23 protein-coding genes and 1 riboswitch are annotated in these 20,807 nt (G+C 38.9%); of the genes, 5 read left to right on the forward strand and 18 right to left on the reverse strand.

The genetic code is table 11. The annotated features are described in order from the left end of the window. The first annotated feature begins 214 nt into the window (after positions 1-214). A complete protein-coding gene (locus H7U04_RS03750; protein WP_201059335.1) occupies positions 215-1,606 on the forward strand; it encodes a DUF4153 domain-containing protein in 1,392 nt (463 codons plus the stop codon). A gap of 51 nt (positions 1,607-1,657) precedes the next feature. Here the strand turns inward: H7U04_RS03750 and H7U04_RS03755 are convergent, their stop codons facing one another. From H7U04_RS03755 to H7U04_RS03780, 6 genes are all read right to left on the reverse strand, one after another. Then, on the reverse strand, positions 1,658-1,990 hold the full coding sequence (locus tag H7U04_RS03755; protein WP_002886546.1) for a DUF805 domain-containing protein: 333 nt from the start codon (positions 1,988-1,990) through the stop codon (positions 1,658-1,660). A gap of 110 nt (positions 1,991-2,100) precedes the next feature. After that, on the reverse strand, positions 2,101-4,197 hold the full coding sequence (locus H7U04_RS03760; RefSeq protein WP_201059320.1) for a peptide cleavage/export ABC transporter: 2,097 nt from the start codon (positions 4,195-4,197) through the stop codon (positions 2,101-2,103). A 174-nt stretch (positions 4,198-4,371) separates the two neighbouring features. Then, positions 4,372-5,271 carry an XRE family transcriptional regulator gene (locus tag H7U04_RS03765; RefSeq protein WP_201059322.1) on the reverse strand — a complete coding sequence of 300 codons (900 nt, stop codon included), beginning with the start codon at positions 5,269-5,271 and terminating at the stop codon, positions 4,372-4,374. 177 nt (positions 5,272-5,448) lie between these two features. Next, positions 5,449-6,099, reverse strand: coding sequence for a phosphatase PAP2 family protein (locus tag H7U04_RS03770; protein WP_201059324.1), 651 nt, complete (start codon positions 6,097-6,099; stop codon positions 5,449-5,451). Positions 6,100-6,101: 2 nt separating this feature from the next. Beyond that, complete coding sequence (locus tag H7U04_RS03775; RefSeq protein ID WP_155198345.1) at positions 6,102-6,659, reverse strand: ECF transporter S component; 558 nt, start codon at positions 6,657-6,659, stop codon at positions 6,102-6,104. A gap of 81 nt (positions 6,660-6,740) precedes the next feature. Next, positions 6,741-6,863, reverse strand: a riboswitch (FMN riboswitch). Between the two features lie 106 nt (positions 6,864-6,969). After that, positions 6,970-7,479: a tRNA (cytidine(34)-2'-O)-methyltransferase gene (locus tag H7U04_RS03780; RefSeq protein WP_021143543.1), complete on the reverse strand. Its 510-nt coding sequence runs from the start codon at positions 7,477-7,479 to the stop codon at positions 6,970-6,972. A gap of 277 nt (positions 7,480-7,756) precedes the next feature. Between H7U04_RS03780 and trkA the strand changes: the two genes are divergently transcribed. Together trkA and H7U04_RS03790 are read left to right on the forward strand one after the other, a co-directional pair. Continuing rightward, positions 7,757-9,106: a Trk system potassium transporter TrkA gene (gene trkA, locus H7U04_RS03785; RefSeq protein WP_037598979.1), complete on the forward strand. Its 1,350-nt coding sequence runs from the start codon at positions 7,757-7,759 to the stop codon at positions 9,104-9,106. A 6-nt stretch (positions 9,107-9,112) separates the two neighbouring features. Next, the gene (locus tag H7U04_RS03790) at positions 9,113-10,552 is read left to right on the forward strand and encodes a TrkH family potassium uptake protein (RefSeq protein WP_002886535.1); all 1,440 of its coding nucleotides are present in this window, start codon (positions 9,113-9,115) and stop codon (positions 10,550-10,552) included. A gap of 22 nt (positions 10,553-10,574) precedes the next feature. On the opposite strand, the gene yidD is transcribed toward H7U04_RS03790, so the two are convergent. The 10 genes from yidD to H7U04_RS03840 all read right to left on the reverse strand — a co-directional run bounded on the left by yidD (position 10,575) and on the right by H7U04_RS03840 (position 16,721). After that, positions 10,575-10,823, reverse strand: coding sequence for a membrane protein insertion efficiency factor YidD (yidD, locus tag H7U04_RS03795; RefSeq protein WP_201059326.1), 249 nt, complete (start codon positions 10,821-10,823; stop codon positions 10,575-10,577). After that, the gene (locus H7U04_RS03800; RefSeq protein WP_002883686.1) at positions 10,823-11,548 is read right to left on the reverse strand and encodes a pseudouridine synthase; all 726 of its coding nucleotides are present in this window, start codon (positions 11,546-11,548) and stop codon (positions 10,823-10,825) included. The genes yidD and H7U04_RS03800 overlap by 1 nt, the downstream gene beginning before the upstream one ends. 106 nt (positions 11,549-11,654) lie before the next feature. Next, positions 11,655-12,221, reverse strand: a complete 567-nt coding sequence (gene scpB, locus H7U04_RS03805; protein ID WP_201059329.1) for an SMC-Scp complex subunit ScpB — start codon at positions 12,219-12,221, stop codon at positions 11,655-11,657. Further along, a complete protein-coding gene (locus tag H7U04_RS03810) occupies positions 12,214-12,927 on the reverse strand; it encodes a segregation/condensation protein A (RefSeq protein ID WP_002889903.1) in 714 nt (237 codons plus the stop codon). Before H7U04_RS03810 ends, scpB begins: the two co-directional genes overlap by 8 nt. Continuing rightward, entirely contained in the window at positions 12,927-13,688 is a 762-nt protein-coding gene (xerD, locus tag H7U04_RS03815; RefSeq protein ID WP_201059331.1) for a site-specific tyrosine recombinase XerD, read from the reverse strand. The genes H7U04_RS03810 and xerD overlap by 1 nt, the downstream gene beginning before the upstream one ends. Continuing rightward, positions 13,642-14,124 carry a cyclic-di-AMP-binding protein CbpB gene (gene cbpB / locus H7U04_RS03820; RefSeq protein ID WP_107372515.1) on the reverse strand — a complete coding sequence of 161 codons (483 nt, stop codon included), beginning with the start codon at positions 14,122-14,124 and terminating at the stop codon, positions 13,642-13,644. The genes xerD and cbpB overlap by 47 nt, the downstream gene beginning before the upstream one ends. Then, complete coding sequence (locus tag H7U04_RS03825; RefSeq protein WP_198463493.1) at positions 14,121-14,642, reverse strand: metallophosphoesterase; 522 nt, start codon at positions 14,640-14,642, stop codon at positions 14,121-14,123. Before H7U04_RS03825 ends, cbpB begins: the two co-directional genes overlap by 4 nt. Then, entirely contained in the window at positions 14,624-15,598 is a 975-nt protein-coding gene (locus tag H7U04_RS03830) for a nucleoside-triphosphate diphosphatase (protein WP_198463494.1), read from the reverse strand. The genes H7U04_RS03825 and H7U04_RS03830 overlap by 19 nt, the downstream gene beginning before the upstream one ends. Next, positions 15,591-16,406, reverse strand: coding sequence for a glutamate racemase (gene racE, locus H7U04_RS03835; RefSeq protein WP_002889898.1), 816 nt, complete (start codon positions 16,404-16,406; stop codon positions 15,591-15,593). Before racE ends, H7U04_RS03830 begins: the two co-directional genes overlap by 8 nt. Before the next feature lie 63 nt (positions 16,407-16,469). After that, positions 16,470-16,721, reverse strand: coding sequence for a YneF family protein (locus tag H7U04_RS03840; protein ID WP_002883695.1), 252 nt, complete (start codon positions 16,719-16,721; stop codon positions 16,470-16,472). A 245-nt stretch (positions 16,722-16,966) separates the two neighbouring features. Between H7U04_RS03840 and H7U04_RS03845 the strand changes: the two genes are divergently transcribed. Next, positions 16,967-17,509, forward strand: a complete 543-nt coding sequence (locus tag H7U04_RS03845; protein WP_201042749.1) for a TetR/AcrR family transcriptional regulator — start codon at positions 16,967-16,969, stop codon at positions 17,507-17,509. 32 nt (positions 17,510-17,541) lie between these two features. Here H7U04_RS03845 and H7U04_RS03850 read toward each other — a convergent pair whose 3' ends face one another. Further along, positions 17,542-18,795 (reverse strand): diaminopimelate decarboxylase, encoded by a 1,254-nt coding sequence (locus H7U04_RS03850; protein ID WP_201042747.1) that lies wholly within the window; start codon positions 18,793-18,795, stop codon positions 17,542-17,544. A gap of 137 nt (positions 18,796-18,932) precedes the next feature. Between H7U04_RS03850 and H7U04_RS03855 the strand changes: the two genes are divergently transcribed. Then, positions 18,933-20,069: a DUF5105 domain-containing protein gene (locus tag H7U04_RS03855; protein ID WP_201042745.1), complete on the forward strand. Its 1,137-nt coding sequence runs from the start codon at positions 18,933-18,935 to the stop codon at positions 20,067-20,069. 37 nt (positions 20,070-20,106) lie between these two features. On the opposite strand, the gene H7U04_RS03860 is transcribed toward H7U04_RS03855, so the two are convergent. Further along, entirely contained in the window at positions 20,107-20,796 is a 690-nt protein-coding gene (locus tag H7U04_RS03860) for a Bax inhibitor-1/YccA family protein (protein ID WP_049545705.1), read from the reverse strand. Positions 20,797-20,807 lie beyond the last annotated feature (11 nt).

Genomic DNA, 20,807 nt, shown 5'->3' on the forward strand with positions numbered 1-20,807 from the left:
AGCTTCCTTTAGTATTTGACTGTTTCTGACAATATAGTCCGTACAATCTATCATCCAATGTGAGCATTATATTTTTTTCTCGCCTATTTTTCCAACTCATTCTCCAGACCTAAGTCCATAGACCTATTTTTAGTAATTTTACAGTTGGGTAACAAAGTCAAACGTTTTTTATGATAAAGTCTTTTTTGGACAAAAATCCAAAAGGAGAATTATGATGGAAACAAATAACTACACTACTGATTTACAGCTAGTCTCCCAGGAATATTCCGACGAAAAGACTAGTCTTCAAACCAAAACCAAGAAATTCTTGGAACATTTTTCACCAAAAGACATTTGGAAAATTAAGGGACTGATTGTCGCCTGTCTTGTGTCCTGCTTCCTGTATGTCACTTACTTGACCCATTTTTCCTTTGCCTTTCCAGCAACCCTTGTCTTGATCAGTACGATTGAGCTAGGCTGTCGCCTATTAGGTGGAAAAGCAAAGGGAATGCGACTTGAATCGGGAATATTTATGGTCACTAGTCTCCTCCAAGGCTTGCAAATTAGTCTCTGGGGTCTGCACGACAACTGGGGCAGCGCTCAGATTCTTTGCCTTCATGCGAGTATCCTCCTTTACTTAATGGCACGTACTGGACAAAGTAGTCAAGACCGTTTGGGAATTATGGTTTGGCTAGACCTCATATACACTAGCTGCATCTTCCCACTGAAATATTTCTTTATCGGAGCCTGGACACTACTCTATAAAACAGCACCTAAACAAGAGCTCTCTGAAGAAGAAAAACACGCAGTTCAGAACCACAAATGGATGATTCTCATTAGTATCATGATTGCCTTGGTACTGACTGTATTCGCTGCTAGTCAGCTTAGTCAGGTCTTGCCTGCTTTCGGACAACTTTGGCAACAGTTCTTCCAGACACTTGCTACTCTACTTGATTTCACTATCACCTTCAAGGATAACGGATTATTGTTCTCTCGTTTAATAACCAGTATCCCTCTGGCTCTAGGACTTTTTGCTCAACTCGGTGCAACCTATTTGGCAAAAGAAAAGCCACTTAGTCAAAAACGATTTGAAGGCCGTCTTAAAACAACCCGTCAGTTTCCAAAAGTAGCAGCTTATATCGTACTCGGAAGCCTCTGCCTTACTTATGCCCTATTCATATTAACTGCCACTAGTCAGATGGGAGAACTCCTTTCTCTCAACCAAGTCAACATTCCAGCTCATCAAGCCTCACATATTGCTGTTCAGGGCTTCTGGCAATTAGTTCGAGTCTCTACCCTTAACTTGGGAATCCTAGCTGGACTTTACATTTTTTCTAAAGAAAACTTCTTCACCCACAAGAGGCTTCGTTTGTTGAGTACCCTACTCTTTACTTTTGCTAGCCTCTTTGCCCTTATCGCCGGCTGGAAACTCTTTGGCGTTTATATAGCACTCTATGGTGTAACGCCACGTCGCTTACTATCAGGTTGGTTTGTCACAGTACTCTTTATTTGGTGTGTCCTAACACTTATTAGACTTTATAAACCTATCCAGGCAACCCGTCTCGCTGTATTTTATGCAACTATCAGCTTCACCCTCGTTAGCCTCTTAGGTAGCTTTATTTTATAAGAAAAAAAGAGTGGAACTAGATTAACTAGTTTCACCCTTTTTATATTGGAGTTATTTTGAATCTCTTGTAGGAAAGGCATACATCACCCAAAGTACTACTAGTAGTGGGGTCGCTTTTAATACAATCCAAGCAACATTGAAATTGGCATCACGTAGACGACGAATCTGCATAGAAATGGTAGGAAGCGCCGTTGCTGCTATAAATAGAATGAAAGCTGTCAATGTAAAGCCAGCAGCTCTTGTTTCCCCAAGTAAGTCCATCAGTAGGAAAATCAAACTACCGATAATTCCATTAATCAAGACAACCCACCAATAGTCTGATCGTTTTGTACGACCATAAAAATCGAGATAGCCTAACCAAAAATTTTTATATGCCTCTAACATGTTTACACCTCTTAATAGTCTACTACCAGTATACTATATTAATAAGATAGGTGCAAGATGTGAAAATTTAGACTTCTTAAGTTTTCTACATATATAATAGGAAGATTATTTTAAATAAACTGGAATAGATTGAAATTAGGACTGTCTGACTCAATCTGGCCACTCACCATGGTCACTACACGACTGACATGTTGACGTACACTATTGCGGTGAGCAATAAAAATCATTGTTCGTTTAATCTTAGCAAGATTAGTCATGACCCTACTTTCAGTATCACTATCGAGACCACTGGTAGCTTCGTCAAAAATCAAGATAGGCTGCTTGGACAAGAGAGCCCTCGCTATAGCCAAGCGTTGTTTTTGACCACCTGATAGACCACCGTCTTCAGATACTTGGGTCTGAAAGCCTAGTGGCATTTTTTGAATATCCTCTAAGATATCAGCTTGTTGGCAAACTTTAAGAAGCTTTTTCTCGTCAACTTCTCCTTCAAATCCTAATAGAAGATTCTCTAAAATCGTCCCCGTAAACACATAGGTCTGCTGGGGAACGTAAGTCACCATTTGACGCAACTCCGCATGGCTAATGGCATCTTTATCTAGGGTTACATGACCACTAGATTTCGTATAATAACCTGACAACATTTTAGCTAAGGTCGTTTTTCCAGATCCACTTTTACCCATGAGGGCGATTTTCTCACCCTTATGAATCGTTAAATCAATCTTACTAAGAGTCTCTTGCTGATAACTAAAACGGTGGCTGACTCCTTTAAAAGCAAGTTGTTTAAAAGATAACTCTTTAAGTTTTCCTTTTTCTTCCTTGTCCACAACATAAACTTCTTGAAGACGATTATTGGCGACTTTGGCTTGCTGAATTTTGGATTGGAGATTGATAATATTAATTAAAGGAGTTGTAAAATAATTGAGCAACATATTATAGGTAATCAACTGACCTGCAGATAGTTGCCCTTCCATGACCAATTGTGCCCCATACCAGAGAATAAAGACATTAGAAACTAACTGAATCCCTGTCTTTAACCCATCCTGCGTTAATTGCCACTTGGCCTTAGACAAAGACTTCTTCAAATAGTCATGGAATTTCACCTCAATTTCCCGATAACGTCTTTCCTCAACCCTCAAGGATTTTAAGGTTTCAATACCTCGCAAATCATCAATAACAGCGGTATTGACCTGACTATTTGCCTCCATCAATTGATAATTTTCTTTCTCAAAAAGCTTATAGAATGCCACAATGATTAAAACATAAAGAGGAACTACTGTGAGAGTCATCACAAAAAGTGACTGATTTTGTACAATAAGAGCCACAGCTAGAGTCATCACAATGGTCACATCTAGGAAAATCGATAAAATCGTTGAAGCTAGAGCATCGATAATGGTGTTGGCATCTCCAAAACGTGACGTGATTTCACCAGTACGACGTGAACTAAAGAAACTAATAGGTAAGGAAAGGACATGCTTGATATAAGGAAGAATGACAGCAATGGACAGGTAATTACCCAATCGATGTAGAAGATAATCTTTGAAAAAAGTAAAAACTTGTTGAGCAAGATAAGAGATACATAAGCCTAGCGAAATCATGGTCAGAAGATTATAGGCCCCCTGAGGAATCAAGCGGTCAATAATAGCTTGCAAATAATAAGAACCAATAATATTAACAAGGGTCACTAGAAAACTTAATAAGACAATAACTGCAATCAAACCCTTACGACGAAACAAAATTGGTAAAAAAGAAAGAAGTCCAGGTACATCTTCTTTGTATTTAGTATAGGCTTCTCCTGGAACAAAAAAGAGAGCAACTCCCGTCCACTCTTTGGCAAATTCCTCTAAGGGCATTTTAATGACCTTCTTGCTAGGATCTGGATCACCAATAACAAGCTGCCCCTTGATTTGACCAAACACCGTATAATAATGTTGTAGCCCACCTTCTTTAACCACATGTACAATAAAAGGATAAGATAGGTTTTCTTGTTTAAACAAGTCTAAATCCGCACGAATAGCCTGAGTTTCAAGATCCAACTGCTTGGCCGCTTCCACCAAACCAAGCGCAGAAGTACCTTCACGAGAAGTCTGAGCCAACTCTCGCAAATAAGCTAAACTATAAGATGAACCATAGTGTTTAAGAATCATGGCCAAGGCAGCGACACCACAATCACGCTGATCAACCTGTGAAATATATGGATATTTTGACATGGTGACTCCTTATTAAAGACAACCTGCAAAATAAGGCAAGATAGTGATAAGTAGTGAGAATAGTGTAAATAATTTTAGTTTTTTCAAAATAAAACTCCTTTTAACTGTTATTTATGTTTCTATAGTAAACATTTAACCATTAAAAAAGTAGTGACATTTATGTCACCACCATTTCTATAAACCATCTGCCGCTTTACCTGCCTTTATACTTTCTTCTAGTACCGAGTCTTCTAAAACGGAAGCAAACATTATGGCCTTATCGTAATTTTCTGCAGCCTCTTTCTTGTTTCCTTTATGAAGAAGTTCATATTTGGCTTTGAGAACAAAAACACTAGGTTTATAGCTATAGAATTGTGATTTTTCTATAACAGCCAAGGCTTTATCCACAACTGTTAAGAAGTCTGAGAAGGAATTGTGAAAAATCTTCAAAGCAGCGATAGCCATCAAATCATTAAACAAAACAATATTATAGACATCATCTGTCCAAATTTCCTGATTTAATACTCTCTTTACGATTCTTTCAAAAAGTTTTTTATCATACCGTTTTCTTCCATAAAGATGGAAGAAATAGTAGTCAATAACTAATAAATCGTTAGTTGAGAATTTCCTCTTCCTTTTGACTTGTTCAAACAAGTCTTCATATATCTCCTCAACTTTAGGACTCTCTTCCCAACTAGTAAAACTCAAAATATTTTCCAAAATATCTAGAGTTAACAATTCTTCTTCTGGGAGAAGTTCAAAGAATTTCTCATAGACCTCCTCAATTAAGGCAAGTTTAGCCTTTATTCTTTCTGGATTTCTATACGTTGGAAACTTAATCAGACGATTCTTCATCTCGTAGTATTCGTCAGGGATAGTAATATTATCATGATCCAATAAATCGGTCATATTTTTTCCTAGACGTTTTGCAATATAAGATAATTTATCCAAAGACGGGAGCGACTCCCCTTTTTCAATGCGAATTAACTGACGAACAGTCAATTCCGCACCATCTAAACATAGCACTTCACGTGACATCTGCTGGCGTTCACGCTCAGTTTTGATTCTTAGTCCAATGCTGTCTTTTATGTTCAAGAGACACTCCTTTATTTTGAAATTTTAAAAACATTATATCATAATTATAATATAATTAATATACAGTTAATGCATTTTTAACAGAACAATAGTCAAAATAAGCTATTTTTATACATTTTATATAGGAAAGACCTTCCTTTGTATCAAAAAAACATGCAGTTCAAAACTACATGTTTTTTATTTCTGTTTACTTTGGAATCGCCATTCAAAGCGAATGCGATCATAAGTTGGATAAATAGCATTAAGCAACCCAAAGGCTAAGGTAAAGCCAGCTAAAACATCTGTTGGATAATGAACACCTACATAAATACGCGAAAGTCCAACAAGGAAAATCAGAAGCCCAGTAATAGCATAAACTACTATTTTAGATTCTTTTTTCTCCAAACGCTGAGCAAGGACAATGGCAATTGCTCCAAGAATCATAAAAGTTCCCAAAGAATGACCACTAGGGAAAGAATAACCACTAGCATGCACTAAATGCGTAATTGATGGACGCTGACGCTGATAAATATACTTCAAACTTACAATCAAGATACTAGCGAGAAGCCCACTGGCTCCCACAAAGATAGCTTCTGATTTATACTGACGTAGATAAAGCCAGATGACTGCTACGATTGCAATAATAGCCTGTACAGGCGTATTCCCAAGCATGGTAATCGTTTTAAAAAAGCGTGTCAATCCTGCTGGTAAGCCTCCTCGAACCCAAGTTTGAATGTTGCTATCAAATCCTGTCAAGACTTCAGGGTAGAACTTAACCAAATAACCGAGAGCAACAAATAACAATAAGGCAAAAGAAGCATAAATATAATGTGTGTGTTTGTGTTTCATATTTATAATTTTACTAGAATAGACTTAAGTGGAGCATAAATTAAAGCAAAGGCTACTGCAAAAATCAATCCTTCAAGTAAATTGAAAGGTACTACCATAACGAAAAGGTATTTATAGAGACCTATAAATTGTGCAATATCAAAGTTGGCAAATTTAGCATAGAGTGGTACTGCATAAATATAGTTAAGAATAACCATAGCAACTGTAAGCAAAACAGTTCCTAAAACAGAACCAAGAATATAATTCTTGCTTGTTTGATTTTTCTTCCAAAAATAGCTTAGGCCCCAAACAAAGACGCCTAGAGCAATAAAATTCATAGGAAGTCCAATCATTGATCCTGGTCCACCATTGTTTAGCAAGAGCTTCAACAATGAACGAAGCAAGAGAACACCAATGGCACTCTTAAAATCAAAGATAACCAAGGCAATAAGAACAGGAAGGATTGAAAAATCAACCTTCAAAAAATCTGCCGCTGGAATCAATGGAAATGAAAAATAAAGCAACAAGAATGAAACTGCAGATAAAATGGCAATGTAAGCCAATTTACGTGTGTTTGTCATAAAAAAATTCCTCCAAATTTTAACAATTTGAAAGAAGTTCCCAATGGATTTGCCCATGCCAAAAAAAGCCTACGCAAAAAGACTGGTCTTCTTCCATCCAGACTATACTGTCGGTTGAGGAATCACACCTCATCAGCTTGCGCTCGCGGACTTATCCAAAGAATCACCGCCGGTCGGGAGTTTCACCCTGCCCTGAAGACCTTTTAAGGATAACATAAAAAAACCTTGGTGACAAGGTTTTCAAATTATGGATTTCTAATCTGTTGATAGTCAATGACTATAATTATTCTTTTAAAACAAAATGAAGTATCTATTTTAATTTATCGTGTTGATAACGGTGACTCAGCTCTAGCCCCTCAAATTGTTGCTGACGAAGCGCTTCGTAAACAATCATACAAACAGTATTGGACACATTTAGACTACGCACATGTTCATCATTCATCGGAATACGAATAGCTTTTTCAGGATGCTCACGCATAAAATCTTCAGGTAGGCCTGTATCCTCACGACCAAACATAAAATAGTGGTCCTCACCATCGGCATAGGCCTCTTCTGAATAAGTCTTATCCGCAAATTTCGTGACTAAATGCAAACGCCCCTCTTGATTTTTAGACATGAAATCTGCCAAATTGTCATAATAAGTGATGTCAAGCTTATCCCAGTAGTCTAAACCTGCACGTTTCATTTTCTTGTCATCAATTGGAAAGCCCATAGGACGGATGATATGAAGAGGGCTATTAGTCGCTGCACAGGTACGTGCAATATTTCCGGTGTTTTGTGGAATACGAGGTTCAAACAAGACAATATGATTACGTGACATCTCAATTCTCCTAGACATAAAAAATACCATGTCGCCCGGAGTCAAGCTCAGCAGACGACATGGTTGTGGACGTTCATTAGCTTAAATCATGACAGGTTAGATTTAAAATAACGAATCTTTGAATATATTTTAGCACTTCTGGTCTAAAAGTCAATACTATTTAAAGAAAAATTTCACCTTTATTCACTTAAATAGGAATAGTTGATAAAGCTAGCTGAAAAGGATGATTTTTCCGCTAAAATAGAGTATCATAGTAATGATTATTTGGAGGTAACTCATGCGTATTATTGTCGTAGGTGCCGGTAAAGTCGGTACCGCACTCTGTCGTTCTCTTGTTGAAGAGAAGCACGATGTTATTTTAATTGAAGAAAAGGAAGAGGTCCTCAAACGCCTCAGCAAACGCTATGATGTTATGGGCTTTGCTGGAAATGGGGCTAATTTTAAAATTTTGGAACAAGCCGAGGTTAGCAACTGTGACGTCTTTATCGCGATGACTGATAAAGATGAAGTGAACATGATTTCAGCAGTTCTGGCTAAACAAATGGGTGCCAAAGAAACTGTTGTTCGCGTACGTAACCCAGAATACTCTAATGCTTATTTCAAAGACAAAAACTTTCTTGGATTCTCACTAGTAGTTAACCCTGAACTTTTAACAGCTCGCTATATTGCCAATACAGTTGAATTTCCAAACGCCCTATCAGTTGAAACTTTTGCTAATGGACGCGTTATTCTTATGGCATTTAAAGTTACTGAAAATAGCCAATTATCTGGTATGACAATGGAACAATTCCGTAGGAAATTCGGCAATATTCTAGTTTGCACGATTCACCGTCAGGGTGAACTCATCATTCCAGATGGAAATGCTACCATGCAAATTGGGGATAAGATTTATGTCACTGGTAAACGTGTTGATATGGCACTTTTCCACAGTTACATCAAGCCAAAAAGCATCAAAAAACTTTTGTTGATTGGTGCTGGGCGCATCTCCTACTACTTGCTCAATATCTTGAAAAACAATCGTATTAAGGTCAAATTGATTGAGCAAAAAATGGACCGTGCGCAAACCTTTAGTCAGGTCTTCCCTGAAGTTTCTGTTATCTTAGGTGACGGTACTGCTAAAGACCTTCTTCTCGAGGAAAGTGCAGCCAGTTATGATGCCGTAGCTACCCTAACCGGAGTAGATGAGGAAAATATCATTACCTCTATGTTCCTCGAAAGCCTTGGTATTCACAAGAATATTACTAAGGTTAACCGTACTAGTCTCTTAGAGATTATCGATCCACGTGAGACAACAACAATTGTCACTCCTAAGAGTATCGCTGTTGACACTGTAATGCACTTTGTACGTGGGCGTTTTAATGCCAAAGACTCTAGTCTTGATGCCCTTCACCATGTGGCTAATGGTCGTATCGAAACCTTGCAATTCCAAATTAAGGAAAATAACAAAATCGCTGGAAAGAAACTTTCTGAGCTTGAATTTGCTAACGGTGTCCTTATCGCTGCTATTATCCGCAATGGAAAATCTATTTTCCCAACGGGAGAAGACAGACTCGCTATTGGGGATAAAATCGTGGTCGTTACACTCTTACAAAATGTAACTCACATTTACGACTTGTTGAAGAGGTAAGTTGCCATGAATCGATCTATTGTCCGTTTTCTTATTGCCAAGCTCCTACTGATTGAGGCTGCTCTCTTGGTTGTACCACTTATCGTCGCTCTTATTTATCAAGAAGATGCTAAAGTATTTGCCAGCATCTTGGGTACGATGGGGATTCTCCTCTTTCTCGGGATGCTTGGTACTCTCTTTAAACCAAAGAACTACCATATTTACACCAAAGAAGGAATGCTTATTGTAGCCCTCTGTTGGGTGCTCTGGTCCTTCTTTGGAGGATTGCCCTTCGTCTTTGCTGGTCAGATCCCAAGTGTCATTGATGCCTTTTTCGAGATGAGCTCTGGTTTCACAACCTCGGGGGCTACTATTCTTACAGATACTGGAGTACTTACCCACTCCCTACTTTTCTGGCGAAGCTTCGCCCACTTGATTGGAGGGATGGGGGTATTGGTCTTTGCCCTAGCCATCATGAACAACAGTAAAAATGGTCACCATGAGGTTATGCGTGCAGAGGTTCCTGGTCCAGTATTTGGTAAAGTCGTTGCCAAGCTCAAAAATACAGCTCAGATTCTTTACATCATCTATCTGACTATGTTTGTTATTTTTGCTGTTATTCTCTGGCTTTGCGGTATGCCAATCTTTGATAGTATCATCACTGCTATGGGGGGCGCAGGTACTGGGGGATTTGCTGTCTATAATGACTCTATCGCCCATTACCACAGTGATCTGATTACCTATGTGGTTACTGTTGGTACCCTACTCTTTGGAGTTAACTTCAACCTTTATTTCTATATCCTCCTTCGCAAAATCAAGTTTTTCTTCCAAGATGAAGAACTACGTACCTACTTTGCGATTGTGGCTATTTCAACAGGTTTGATTTTCCTCAATATTTTTGGGATTTACCACAATTTGGCTGACTCTTTCAAATACTCATTTTTCGAAGTGTCAACCATCATCACAACAACCGGTTTTGGTCTAACGGATATTACCAAATGGCCACTCTTTTCTCAGTATATCCTACTCCTCCTGATGTTTATCGGGGGATCAGCAGGTTCTACTGCCGGTGGTTTCAAGATTATCCGTGCTATGATTATTGCTAAGATTGCACGAAATCAGACCCTGGCTAGTCTCTATCCTAATCGTATCCTGTCACTTCATATCAATGGAAGTGTTCTCGATAAAGAAACTCAACACAGTGTTCTTAAATATTTAGCTGTATATGTACTCATTATACTAAGTTTAGTCACTGTTTTATCACTGGATAATCAAGACCTCTTGATTGTGACAAGCGCTGCTGCTTCAACCTTTAACAATATTGGACCTTTACTTGGAACGAGTGATAGCTTTGCTATTTTCAGTCCTTTGTCTAAGCTTATCATGGGATTTGCTATGATTGCAGGACGTTTGGAAATTTATCCTTTACTACTCCTCTTCCTGCCAAAAACTTGGTCAAAAACTTAAGCATAGAAAAACTCCTTTGGATTCATTTATCCAAAGGAGTTTTATTACGTTTTAGACTAAAATAATCTGGCACCGGATCATCTCCAGTCTCTGATAAAGGGTGACATCTTAAGATACGGGCAACTCCCATAAGAACTCCCTTTAAACCGTGCATTTCTATTGCTTGGATCATATAAACCGAACAAGTTGGACGAAAACGGCAAGAGGGTGGAAATAGGGGAGAAATCCATCTCTGATAAACCCTTACTAAGGCAATCAGAAATCTTTTCATTATTTAACCTTATTGACAGCAGCGTTATGAAGCTGACTGATTTCTTTCTTATTCAGACGGCGTGATTCACCTGGGCGAAGCCCTGTTAAATCAAGGGTACCAAAACGCGTACGTGACAACTTATCAACAAGCAAGCCCACTGATTCAAACATTTTCTTAACCTGGTGGTTACGCCCTTCATGAATTGTCAATTCAACAACTGAACGGTTCTTTTCATGGTCTACTTTGATAATATTGTAACGTGCTGGTTTTGTTTTCTTACCATCAATGACCACACCACGAGTCAAAGGACGAAGGTTCTCCTTGGTCGCAATACCTTTGACACGCGCCAAATAAACCTTGTCAATCTCATTACGTGGGTGAATCATCTTATCGGTAAAGTCACCATCATTAGTCAAAATAAGAAGCCCCGTCGTATCCCAGTCAAGACGACCAACAGGATAGATACGTTCCTTAACGTGGGGCATGAGGTCAATCACCGTCTTACGATTTTTCTCATCAGATACCGAAGAAATAACCCCTCGTGGTTTATTAAGAAGATAATAGACCTTCTCTTCATTATAAATTGGGCTACCATTTACCTCTACAATATCACCATTTTTGACAATTGTTGCCAATTCCGTAACGGTCTTACCATTTAGGGTCACACGACCCTCTTTAATTAGTTCCTCAGCCTTACGACGGCTGGCCACACCAGCGTGGGCAATATATTTATTAATTCGCATTCTTTTTCTACAGCTTAAGCTGTATCCTTTCTACCTAGCACCTCTGCTATGTTTCTTTATTTTTAATGATTAGTTTCAACAAGGTTTACTCTTAATTGTCCAAGTCCTAAAGCTCCTCTGAAGCATCTTCCCTGAAGAGACTCGTTTCTTGCTCTTCAAGTTCTAGTTGATCAATCGCCACAAGCTCGTCTAAATGGTTAATGCCCATATAGTCAAGGAAATAATCAGTAGTCGCATATAGGTTAGGACGACCGACAGCATCCTTTTTACCAGCCTCTTGAATAAGATCAAAGGCCTGAAGTTTAGCAATAGCGCCACTCGAATTAACACCTCTAATGTCATCGACTTCAGCACGAGTAATGGGCTGTTTATACGCAACTATAGAGAGGACCTCAAGACTCGCTCGTGATAAACTCTGGTTAATAGGCGTTTTAGAATAGTCACGAAGGAGACTTGCAAAATCTGGTTTAGTCACTAACTTATAGGTATTTGATGATTCCAATAAACACAGAGCTGAATCCTCATCTGCCTTGTACTTAGCTTGCAATTTCTCCAAAGACTGAGTCAGACCCGTCACTGGCATTTCCAAAAGCTGTGCCATAGTACGTAGACTAAGACCATCTTCACCAGCCACAAAAAGTAAAGCTTCTAATCGTGCTAAGTGACTACTCATTCGTCCATTCCTTTCTTAGTGTGATTGTGCCAAAAATTGTTTCCTGTTGTACTGATATGCGATGTACCTTAATCAATTCAAGAGTTGCCAAAAAGAGGGTGATTACTTGATTCATATCTTTAGCATCTGTGAAAAGTTCATCCAGATATAGCTCATTTTTTGAGCCAAATGCTTCCTCAATAATTAGCATCATGTCTTCAATTTTATAATCGTCACGCGCAATGGTCGTGTGATTTCGCCGAATTTCTTCTTGCTTTTCAGTCATGATTTTTGAAAAAGCCAAGAAAATGTCTTGAATGGTCTTATCCTGATTCAGCGTCACATCTTCATAAACTAATTCAACTTTTGGTTTTGAAAAATACTGAGCTCGCACTTCATGCTGCTTAGCCAACTCTTGACTAACCGCTTTGAAGCGTGCATATTCTTCCAACTGACTCAAGAGCTCTAGTTCTGGATCATCTGCTTCTGGCTCAGCTTCCACCACTGTCGGCAGAAGCTTACGACTCTTAATCAGCATGAGCTGACTAGCCATAAGCATATATTCCCCAGCAACTTCAAGCTTCATGGCTTGCAAGGTTGCCAAATAAGCCAAGTATTGCTCAATAACCTCAACAATGGGGACATCGTAAATATCTACCTCATACTTAGAAACCAGATGGAGCAACAAATCCAGTGGCCCCTCAAAATCTTTTAACTTAATATCCATTAGATTTTATAGTATTTCTCCAAGGTCACTGGACTTTTTAGTCCCAGTAAACGAGCAAGTTCAAAGGCGCCCGTTCCCTTTTCAATTTGTCTAAGAATAAATTGCTGACGCAAGACTTGAGCAGTTACATTCGATAAGCCACAGTCACTAACATAAGTCTGGATTTGCTTATACAGCCATTGTCGAGTATAGACCTTACCCAAAAGCAATCCCTGACTGTTCACATCTTTAATAGCCAACAAATACTGTTTCAAATCTGCTTCAAGTCTAAGAACACGCTTAGTCGTTCCCTTGGCCACAGTTACAACACCAAAATCCAAGTCGATATCGGACCAGTCCAACTCCAAAATCTCTGAAGGCAAGAGCCCCAACTCTAGAATCAGCAGACAGGCCAGTTTCCCAGCCCCTTCACGTCCCTCGTAAAGCGACGAAAGATCCAGTATCTGCAACTTATCCTCCTGAGAAGGTAGCGTTACCATCTCTGATAGTTTGAAAAATTTCGCTAATTCACCCTTTTGATAGAGATATAGTAAAAATTGATTGACCGCAGAGCGCTTACGTTTTTGTACGGATGGCTTCCATTCCTTAAGTTGGTTTTCATAGAGCTTTAAAGTGGTTTGATCAATTTGTCCTGAAATCAAAGTTGTAAACTGCTTAAGATCATAAGTATAAGCTTGCTTTGAACTCTCTGAAATGACCTTAGTAGCCAGAAAATCAGTGATCTGAGTTGTCAGTTGTTTTTGGAATGATGATATAGTCATGTGTAAAGTCATGTAAGAGGCTATTAACCGCCTTTAGAATCGATTTTCGTGTGATAATTCCTTTGAAAATACCTTGGCTATCAACCACAGGAAGGAAAGGATTATCAACTAGTTTATGCATTACCTCGTTTAGATTAGCATTATCTTCCACTGTTTCCACGACATCTGATGTCATCGGCCCGATATCACGGTTAACCATCTCCCACTCTTGCAAGTTATGTTCATCTTGATAACGCTTAATATCTGTCAAAGATATGGTCCCAAGATAATGCTTATCCTTAGTCAAAACGGGAACGCGCGAATAACCGTTACTCGTCAAAAGCAAAACCACATGATTAGCGTTATGACTATCAATAAAAATAGCAACCTGATCTGATGGAATTAAATAATTATCTAAACGAGCCAACAAAAAATCTTCAAATTCTTTAGCAATCATCGTTCAAATTCCTGTGTAAGTTCTGAATAAAGTTCATGGTCACGTGTGTAATATTCCACACGAATTTTTGCATCATTTATAATCACCTTTGCATAAAGTTTCTCATGGATAGGTCCACGTGGCTGTAAAACAGAACCTGGATTGATAAACACTGTCTTACCATTTCGCCAAGCTGTTGCCGCATGCAAGTGGCCATAAAGACAAATATCAGCATCCTCTTGTTGCGCCCAAAGATCTAACTTGTCCCAGGTAAAATTAATGCCATAGAGATGACCATGTGTTTGTGCAATAATCACATCTCCAAGTTTAACGACCAAACGTTCTGGATAACCTGAATCATAATCACAGTTTCCTCGAACTACATAGATACCTTTCCAAATAGGATCACTTGATTCTAACTCCGAATCTCCGTTGTGGAAAATGGCATCCACCTTTCCTTGATAACGTTTTTTTATATCTGCTACAATATCACGATCCCCATGGGAGTCACTCATTACGATTATTGTTTGTTCTGCCATGCTGGGAAGACCTCCATAAGTTTCTTAACAGCTTGTCCACGGTGAGATTGTTCATTTTTCTCTTCTGCAGAAAGCTCTGCTGCTGTTTTACCCGTATTACCAACTAAAAAGAGAGGATCATAACCAAAACCATTGTCACCTTTAGGTTCTCGGCCAATATAACCCTTCCAGTCGGCATCAACAACCAAACTATCACGTCCAGGTGCTGCAACAACTAGGGTTGTATGGAAGTTCGCCGTACGTTTGCTATCATCAAGCACCATAGCGAGCTCATGCAATAATTTAGCATTATTTTCAGCATCTGTGGCATCAGGGCCTGCAAAGCGTGCAGACCAAACGCCTGGTAAACCTCCAAGAACATCTACCTGCAAACCAGAGTCATCTGAGAGGACCATTTTACCAGTTAAGTCAGAAATGGTTTCCGCCTTCAAGCGTGCATTTTCCTCAAAGGTCATACCTGTTTCAGCAACTTCAGGAAGGTCTGGATAATCATTAAGATTCTCTACCTTAATGCCTAGTTTTCCAAATAGTTTACGAAATTCCTTAGTTTTTCCTTCATTGCGTGTCGCAATCAATAGGACATCACCAAAATCTGATTTGTTATCAGAACCAAAGAAATCACTCAAGGTGACACCTTCTCTTGGCACATGAACATAGACAAGCTTATCCCCTTCACTAACTACCAAGGCCCCTTGATGTTGCGTAACAGCTAGGTCACGACCAGTTTGCTCTTTCAAGCAATCCAAAATAAAGGATACCAAGCGAAGGTCTGAAGAATGTTTAGCAATATGTAACTGGAAACCACTAACAGCCAAAACGTTAGTCAAGGCTTGGAAAAGGTCAACAAATTGTTCATAGGCCTCATCACCACCAAAACAAGTCAAGTGATTGTAGCTTCCAAAACTAGCCAAATACCAGTCTTGTTCGTCTTTATATTCTAAAATTGATTTAGTCATTTTCTAACTCCTTGTCCAAATCGACATGTTGGACAGCAACTTCTTCACCCAGCCATTGTTCTGCGATTTCTTTAAAACCAAGCACACTAGCTGTGGTGTAATATTCTTCCGTCTTGTCTTCGACTTCACGGCTACGATTAATTTCAAAATAATTGAGCAAAACGGAAACATCACGAACTGTTTCAGCTCCGCTATCAATTAGCTTGACACTTGGCCCCATAACATTCTGGATGATAGGACGTAAAAGTGGGTAATGGGTGCAACCTAAAACCAAGGTATCTACCTTACCGACTAAAGGTGCCATGCTCTCATAAACAATCTTTTTAGCCACACTTGAGTTAATTTCATTGGATTCAACAATAGGGGCAAAGCGAGGACAAGATAAACTCAAGACATTCATTTGTGGTGCCAGATGCTTAATTTTTTGTTCATAGATGTTAGAGGAAATCGTCATAGGAGTCCCAATGACGCCAATATGACCCGATTGACTAGACTTAATGGCAGCACTAGAACCAGGCAAAACCACACCTAGAACTGGGATATCCAAGGCTCCTTTGATTTCCTCCCAAACTACTGCTGTTGCCGTATTACAAGCAATAACGATCATTTTTACATCTTTGGTCAGAAGGAATTTAACCAACTGCCAGGTATACTCTCTGATTTGTTCTGCTGGTCTAGGACCATACGGCGCCCTAGCAGAGTCACCAATATAAACAATAGACTCGTGAGGCAACTGACGTTTAAGTTCACGTACCACCGTCAGTCCTCCGACACCAGAATCTAAAAATCCTATAGGTCGATTATCCATCTTGCCTCCTTATCCCCTAGGTTACATGTAAAAAGCTGAGATTCACGTCCCAGCTCCCCACCATTATTTTTTCTTTTTCTTGCTATCTGCAAGTGCTTGTTTTTGTTGTTTGATAATTTGGTTATATGTTTGACGCACTTTTGCTTCATTTGGCTTTTGACCCGCAGCCGACATCATGGTACGAACAGCGTCCACATTCAAACGAGGATTTTCAGCCAATTCTTTCTCCATTTGTTTGCGGGCAAAGTATGCGCCTCCATAAAAACCACCCAAAAGGGCTACAAAAACAAGAATAATCCAAAGGACGGTGTTCATAAATTTAATTCTCCTATAACGTTGATTTACCTTATATTATAGCAAAAATGGACCCTACTGACAAATAAGACGTTGGTTCTTAAAAACGTATAGAAAAAAAGTTTTTTCGTTTAAAATATCGACAAAATGAGAGTTTCAGTATTTTCCACTTACAACTGTAAAGGACTTGTAAGATTTCTAGAAAAAAAATAGGTTATTATATAAGTTGTGGAATTATTATTATGTTTATATAAAGGGGTTTATTTATGCTCAAGGAAGCAACTATTTCCGAACGAAAAATTGTCAACGCATTTATTGAACTCTTAGAAGAGAGTTCACTCGAACAAATCAGCATCACAGACATCATCAAGAAGGCAAATCTCAGCAGACCAACTTTCTACTACTACTATTCAAATAAAGAAGATTTGGTTGAAACAACCTTCTCAAAGATTTTAGATAAAGTTTCAAGTATTCTTCAGGAAGACATGACCTACCAAGAGGGTGTTGTTACTGAAATGCTAGGATATCTTAAGGAAAATCAAAAACTCTGTCTCACCTTAATGACACACATTCCAAACATCAATGAGATGATTCGTGAATTCATTATCGAGACTATCCTTAACTCTGATATTGAAAATGTTACAGAGCTCATGGAACAAAGCTATCATATCCCTGCCAAATATTCATTGGAAGTTTATGTTAGCACCATTGTTACCATTTTAACATTATGGCTCAAAGAAGGCTGTATCGAATCCCCTGAGGAGTTAGCCGATATCATTCTTGAAGCTGTCATCATTAAAGTAAAATAAGCTAGGGCCTTTAAGGCCTAGCTTATTTTTTGTTAAATGTCAAAATCAAAACCATCAAGAGTAGCAAAGTAATCATTCATCGTCTCTGCACGGCGGATCATACGAGCCGTTCCATCTTCTTGGTAGAGAATTTCTGCAGAACGAAGACGTCCATTATAGTTGTAACCCATTGAGAAACCATGTGCACCTGTGTCGTGGATAACCAAGGTATCTCCAATACGAGCTTCTGGCAATTCACGGTTCTTAGCAAACTTATCATTATTTTCACAAAGAGAACCTGTCACATCAACTACTTGAATGCCACCATCTGGATTAGTCATATTCGTGATGTGGTGGTAGGCATCGTACATAGCTGGACGAAGCAAGTTAACCGCAGAAGCATCTACACCAACGTAACGACGATAAGTATCCTTAATATGAAGAACCTTAGTAACAACAAGGCCATGAGGTGCTGTCATGAAACGTCCAAGTTCAGTGTAAATACTGATATGTCCAAGATCATTCGGAACAAGGATCTCATCAAATTTAGCATGAACCCCTTCACCGATAACAGCAATGTCATTTTGCTTATTAGCCGGTGTGTAGTCTACCCCAACACCACCTGATAAATTGATAAAGTCAAGACTAACTCCAAGTTCATTCTTGATTTCTACCGCCAATTCAAACAGTTGAGCAGCCAAGGTTGGGTAATACTCATTCGTTACTGTATTTGATGCTAAGAAAGCATGCAAGCCGAATGATTTCACTCCTTTTTCTTTAAGGTAAGCATAGCCTTTGAAGAGCTGTTCCTTAGTCATCCCAAATTTTGATTCTTCAGGATGATCCATGATATCAGTACCGAGAGAGAAGACGCCCCCTGGGTTAAAGCGCAAAGAAAGGGTTTCAGGAAGTCCTGCAGCCTCTTGCAAGAAAAAGATATCTTCGTAAGCATCAAGGTTAATTGTCGCATTAATATCACGAGCGTAAACAAACTCTTCTGCACGTGTATCATTAGACGTAAAGCTAATGGCGCTACTATCAAAACCAATTTTCTTACTCATGACAAGCTCTGTATCGGTCGCACAATCGACACCACACCCTTCTTCTTTCAAAATTTTGAGGATTGCTGGATTAGGTGTGGCCTTTACAGCAAAGAATTCTTTAAAACCTGGATTCCACGAAAAAGCTGCATTAACTGCACGTGCTGTTTCACGAATACCTTTTTCATCGTAAAGATGGAAAGGTGTGGGAAATTCTGCAGTGATTTGTTCAAGTTTATCAGCTGCAATAAAAGGTGTTTTTGTCATTTTATTCTCCATTTTTTTACAATAGTAATCCTATTATAGCATAAGAAAAGGCTTGAAACCCAATTTTCTAATAATCTCAAAGCATATTTCATGATACAATAGACCTATAACCTAAATAAAATAACGGGGGATTATTTATGAAAAAATATCTTTACTCTGGGGCTCTTGCTCTAGCAGCCATCTTAACGCTCTCAGCATGTGCCAAGCCAAAACTTGATGCCAAGCTTTCTGTTAACGAAATTGTCTATATGTCAGGAAGCGACCTCAAGCTCAAGGATGACCAAACCCTAGTCGAAGTCTCATTCAAACTCGAGAATACTTCGGAAGATATGGAAAATGAGCTCAAAACATCTGCTAAACAATTCTACCTCAAAGATAAAGATGGTAAAAAAGTCACAGCAAGCAAGCTCGACAAAAGTGACCTCCCTACTCTCTTTAACAAAAATAAGAACGTAGAGGATGCTACAGATGACTTTGGAAAGCTTGAAGCTGACGACTACAAAACTGTCTCACTCTTTTTCGAAGTTAACAACGACGAAAGCTATAAACTCTATTTTGAATCAAAGGATGAGAAGACAGAAGGACAAACTGTTTCTACTAACCTAAAAGATTTCGATGGTAAAACAACTACCAATGTTAAAAAGGCTGTTGATGCTTATTTCAACGCAGTTCTTCTAGGTGGCGAAAGCAAAGACTACAGCAAATTTGTTTCTAACGACTTGGACAAAGCTAAGGGCGAACTTAACCAATATTTCTCAGATAGCCTTCAATACAGCTATGATGCAACTGATAACATCAAACCAACCGGTGATGAAGTTCCAAAAGTTTTTGGTTGGGTTCAAACAGCTAACCGTGAACGCGGCAGCTACACTGTTGACAACATTATCGTCGCTAAAGATAAGGCAGAATTCAATGTCAGCATGTCAACTATCAGTATGAAAGCTGCAGACGACGCCTATGGTGCTAATCACCCCAATCTCACAGACGAACTTAAAAACTACCTACAAAGCAATGGTGCTAACGCTGGAAATGTCGACCAACTGACAAGACAATTCTACATGGAAACTTACCTACCGAATTCAATCAAAGAAGTAAACCCATCAGCACCAAAGACTGAAGGGACAAATATCTTTGATAATTACTCAGTCGAGCTTACCAAAAAAGACGACAAGTGGGCTTTCCCAGATAAAGATAGCTATGTCGGAAAATGGGATTACTATCCACTCTTCTACGCTTACACAGGTCAGCAAGGAACACTCACAAAAAACTATTAGACAGTAAAAAAATCAGCCATCTGGCTGATTTTTTTTACTAATTACGTCTAGCAAAGAGACGCAAGATATTCAAGAATAAGTTAATGAAATCCAAGTAAAGACTAAGTGCCATAGAAACTGCCCATCCATCTGTGACCTGACCATTGGTACCATAATAAACCTTCTTAATCATCTGGTTATCGTAGGCAATTAAACCTGAGAAAATAAGAATTGATACAATACTAATCACAAAACTCATCATGCTACTTGCAAAGAAAATATTAATCAAGCTAGCCACAATAATCCCAATCAAGGCTGCCATAAGGAACTTGGCCATGCCTGATAGATCTCGCTTAATGGTAACTCCGATAAGTGCCATGATAAAGAAAACAATGGCAGTGCTAAGGAAAGCTTGGAAAACAATGGCTTGCGTATATTGTACGATGATAAAGCTAAGTGTAAATCCATTCAGAGCAGAATAAACCAAAAATAAAGGTAGAGCCGCAGGTGTATTCCTTCTTGCAGCACCGCTAGCCAAAAAGACCAAACCAAACTCTAAAAAGAGTGCCGCCATGTAAACCCAAGAATAATTCATGAGAATGTTGACAAAAAGATGCGAAAGAGGGAAGAGCATCAGATAAGAGATGACTGCTGAAAGTCCCACTCCCATACCGACAAGACCATAAATCTTTCCGAAAAAGCGGTTCAAGCCCGCATCACTAGTTGTATAAATTGCATTTGATTCCATAGTTATCTCCT

It is taken from the genome of Streptococcus sp. 22.1, from assembly GCF_016648645.1.
GTDB lineage: Bacteria > Bacillota > Bacilli > Lactobacillales > Streptococcaceae > Streptococcus.

Coding starts and splice junctions, on each gene's coding strand:
- racE (WP_002889898.1), bottom strand. CDS start 16,406: ATGGATAATCGACCTATAGGATTTTTAGATTCTGGTGTCGGAGGACTG.
- H7U04_RS03800 (WP_002883686.1), bottom strand. CDS start 11,548: ATGCGAATTAATAAATATATTGCCCACGCTGGTGTGGCCAGCCGTCGT.
- H7U04_RS03825 (WP_198463493.1), bottom strand. CDS start 14,642: ATGGCAGAACAAACAATAATCGTAATGAGTGACTCCCATGGGGATCGT.
- H7U04_RS03780 (WP_021143543.1), bottom strand. CDS start 7,479: ATGTCACGTAATCATATTGTCTTGTTTGAACCTCGTATTCCACAAAAC.
- H7U04_RS03830 (WP_198463494.1), bottom strand. CDS start 15,598: ATGACTAAATCAATTTTAGAATATAAAGACGAACAAGACTGGTATTTG.
- H7U04_RS03860 (WP_049545705.1), bottom strand. CDS start 20,796: ATGGAATCAAATGCAATTTATACAACTAGTGATGCGGGCTTGAACCGC.
- H7U04_RS03755 (WP_002886546.1), bottom strand. CDS start 1,990: ATGTTAGAGGCATATAAAAATTTTTGGTTAGGCTATCTCGATTTTTAT.
- H7U04_RS03790 (WP_002886535.1), top strand. CDS start 9,113: ATGAATCGATCTATTGTCCGTTTTCTTATTGCCAAGCTCCTACTGATT.
- yidD (WP_201059326.1), bottom strand. CDS start 10,823: ATGAAAAGATTTCTGATTGCCTTAGTAAGGGTTTATCAGAGATGGATT.
- H7U04_RS03775 (WP_155198345.1), bottom strand. CDS start 6,659: ATGACAAACACACGTAAATTGGCTTACATTGCCATTTTATCTGCAGTT.
- H7U04_RS03750 (WP_201059335.1), top strand. CDS start 215: ATGGAAACAAATAACTACACTACTGATTTACAGCTAGTCTCCCAGGAA.
- cbpB (WP_107372515.1), bottom strand. CDS start 14,124: ATGATTGCTAAAGAATTTGAAGATTTTTTGTTGGCTCGTTTAGATAAT.
- H7U04_RS03770 (WP_201059324.1), bottom strand. CDS start 6,099: ATGAAACACAAACACACACATTATATTTATGCTTCTTTTGCCTTATTG.
- H7U04_RS03810 (WP_002889903.1), bottom strand. CDS start 12,927: ATGGATATTAAGTTAAAAGATTTTGAGGGGCCACTGGATTTGTTGCTC.
- H7U04_RS03840 (WP_002883695.1), bottom strand. CDS start 16,721: ATGAACACCGTCCTTTGGATTATTCTTGTTTTTGTAGCCCTTTTGGGT.
- scpB (WP_201059329.1), bottom strand. CDS start 12,221: ATGAGTAGTCACTTAGCACGATTAGAAGCTTTACTTTTTGTGGCTGGT.
- H7U04_RS03855 (WP_201042745.1), top strand. CDS start 18,933: ATGAAAAAATATCTTTACTCTGGGGCTCTTGCTCTAGCAGCCATCTTA.
- trkA (WP_037598979.1), top strand. CDS start 7,757: ATGCGTATTATTGTCGTAGGTGCCGGTAAAGTCGGTACCGCACTCTGT.
- xerD (WP_201059331.1), bottom strand. CDS start 13,688: ATGACTATATCATCATTCCAAAAACAACTGACAACTCAGATCACTGAT.
- H7U04_RS03845 (WP_201042749.1), top strand. CDS start 16,967: ATGCTCAAGGAAGCAACTATTTCCGAACGAAAAATTGTCAACGCATTT.
- H7U04_RS03760 (WP_201059320.1), bottom strand. CDS start 4,197: ATGTCAAAATATCCATATATTTCACAGGTTGATCAGCGTGATTGTGGT.
- H7U04_RS03850 (WP_201042747.1), bottom strand. CDS start 18,795: ATGACAAAAACACCTTTTATTGCAGCTGATAAACTTGAACAAATCACT.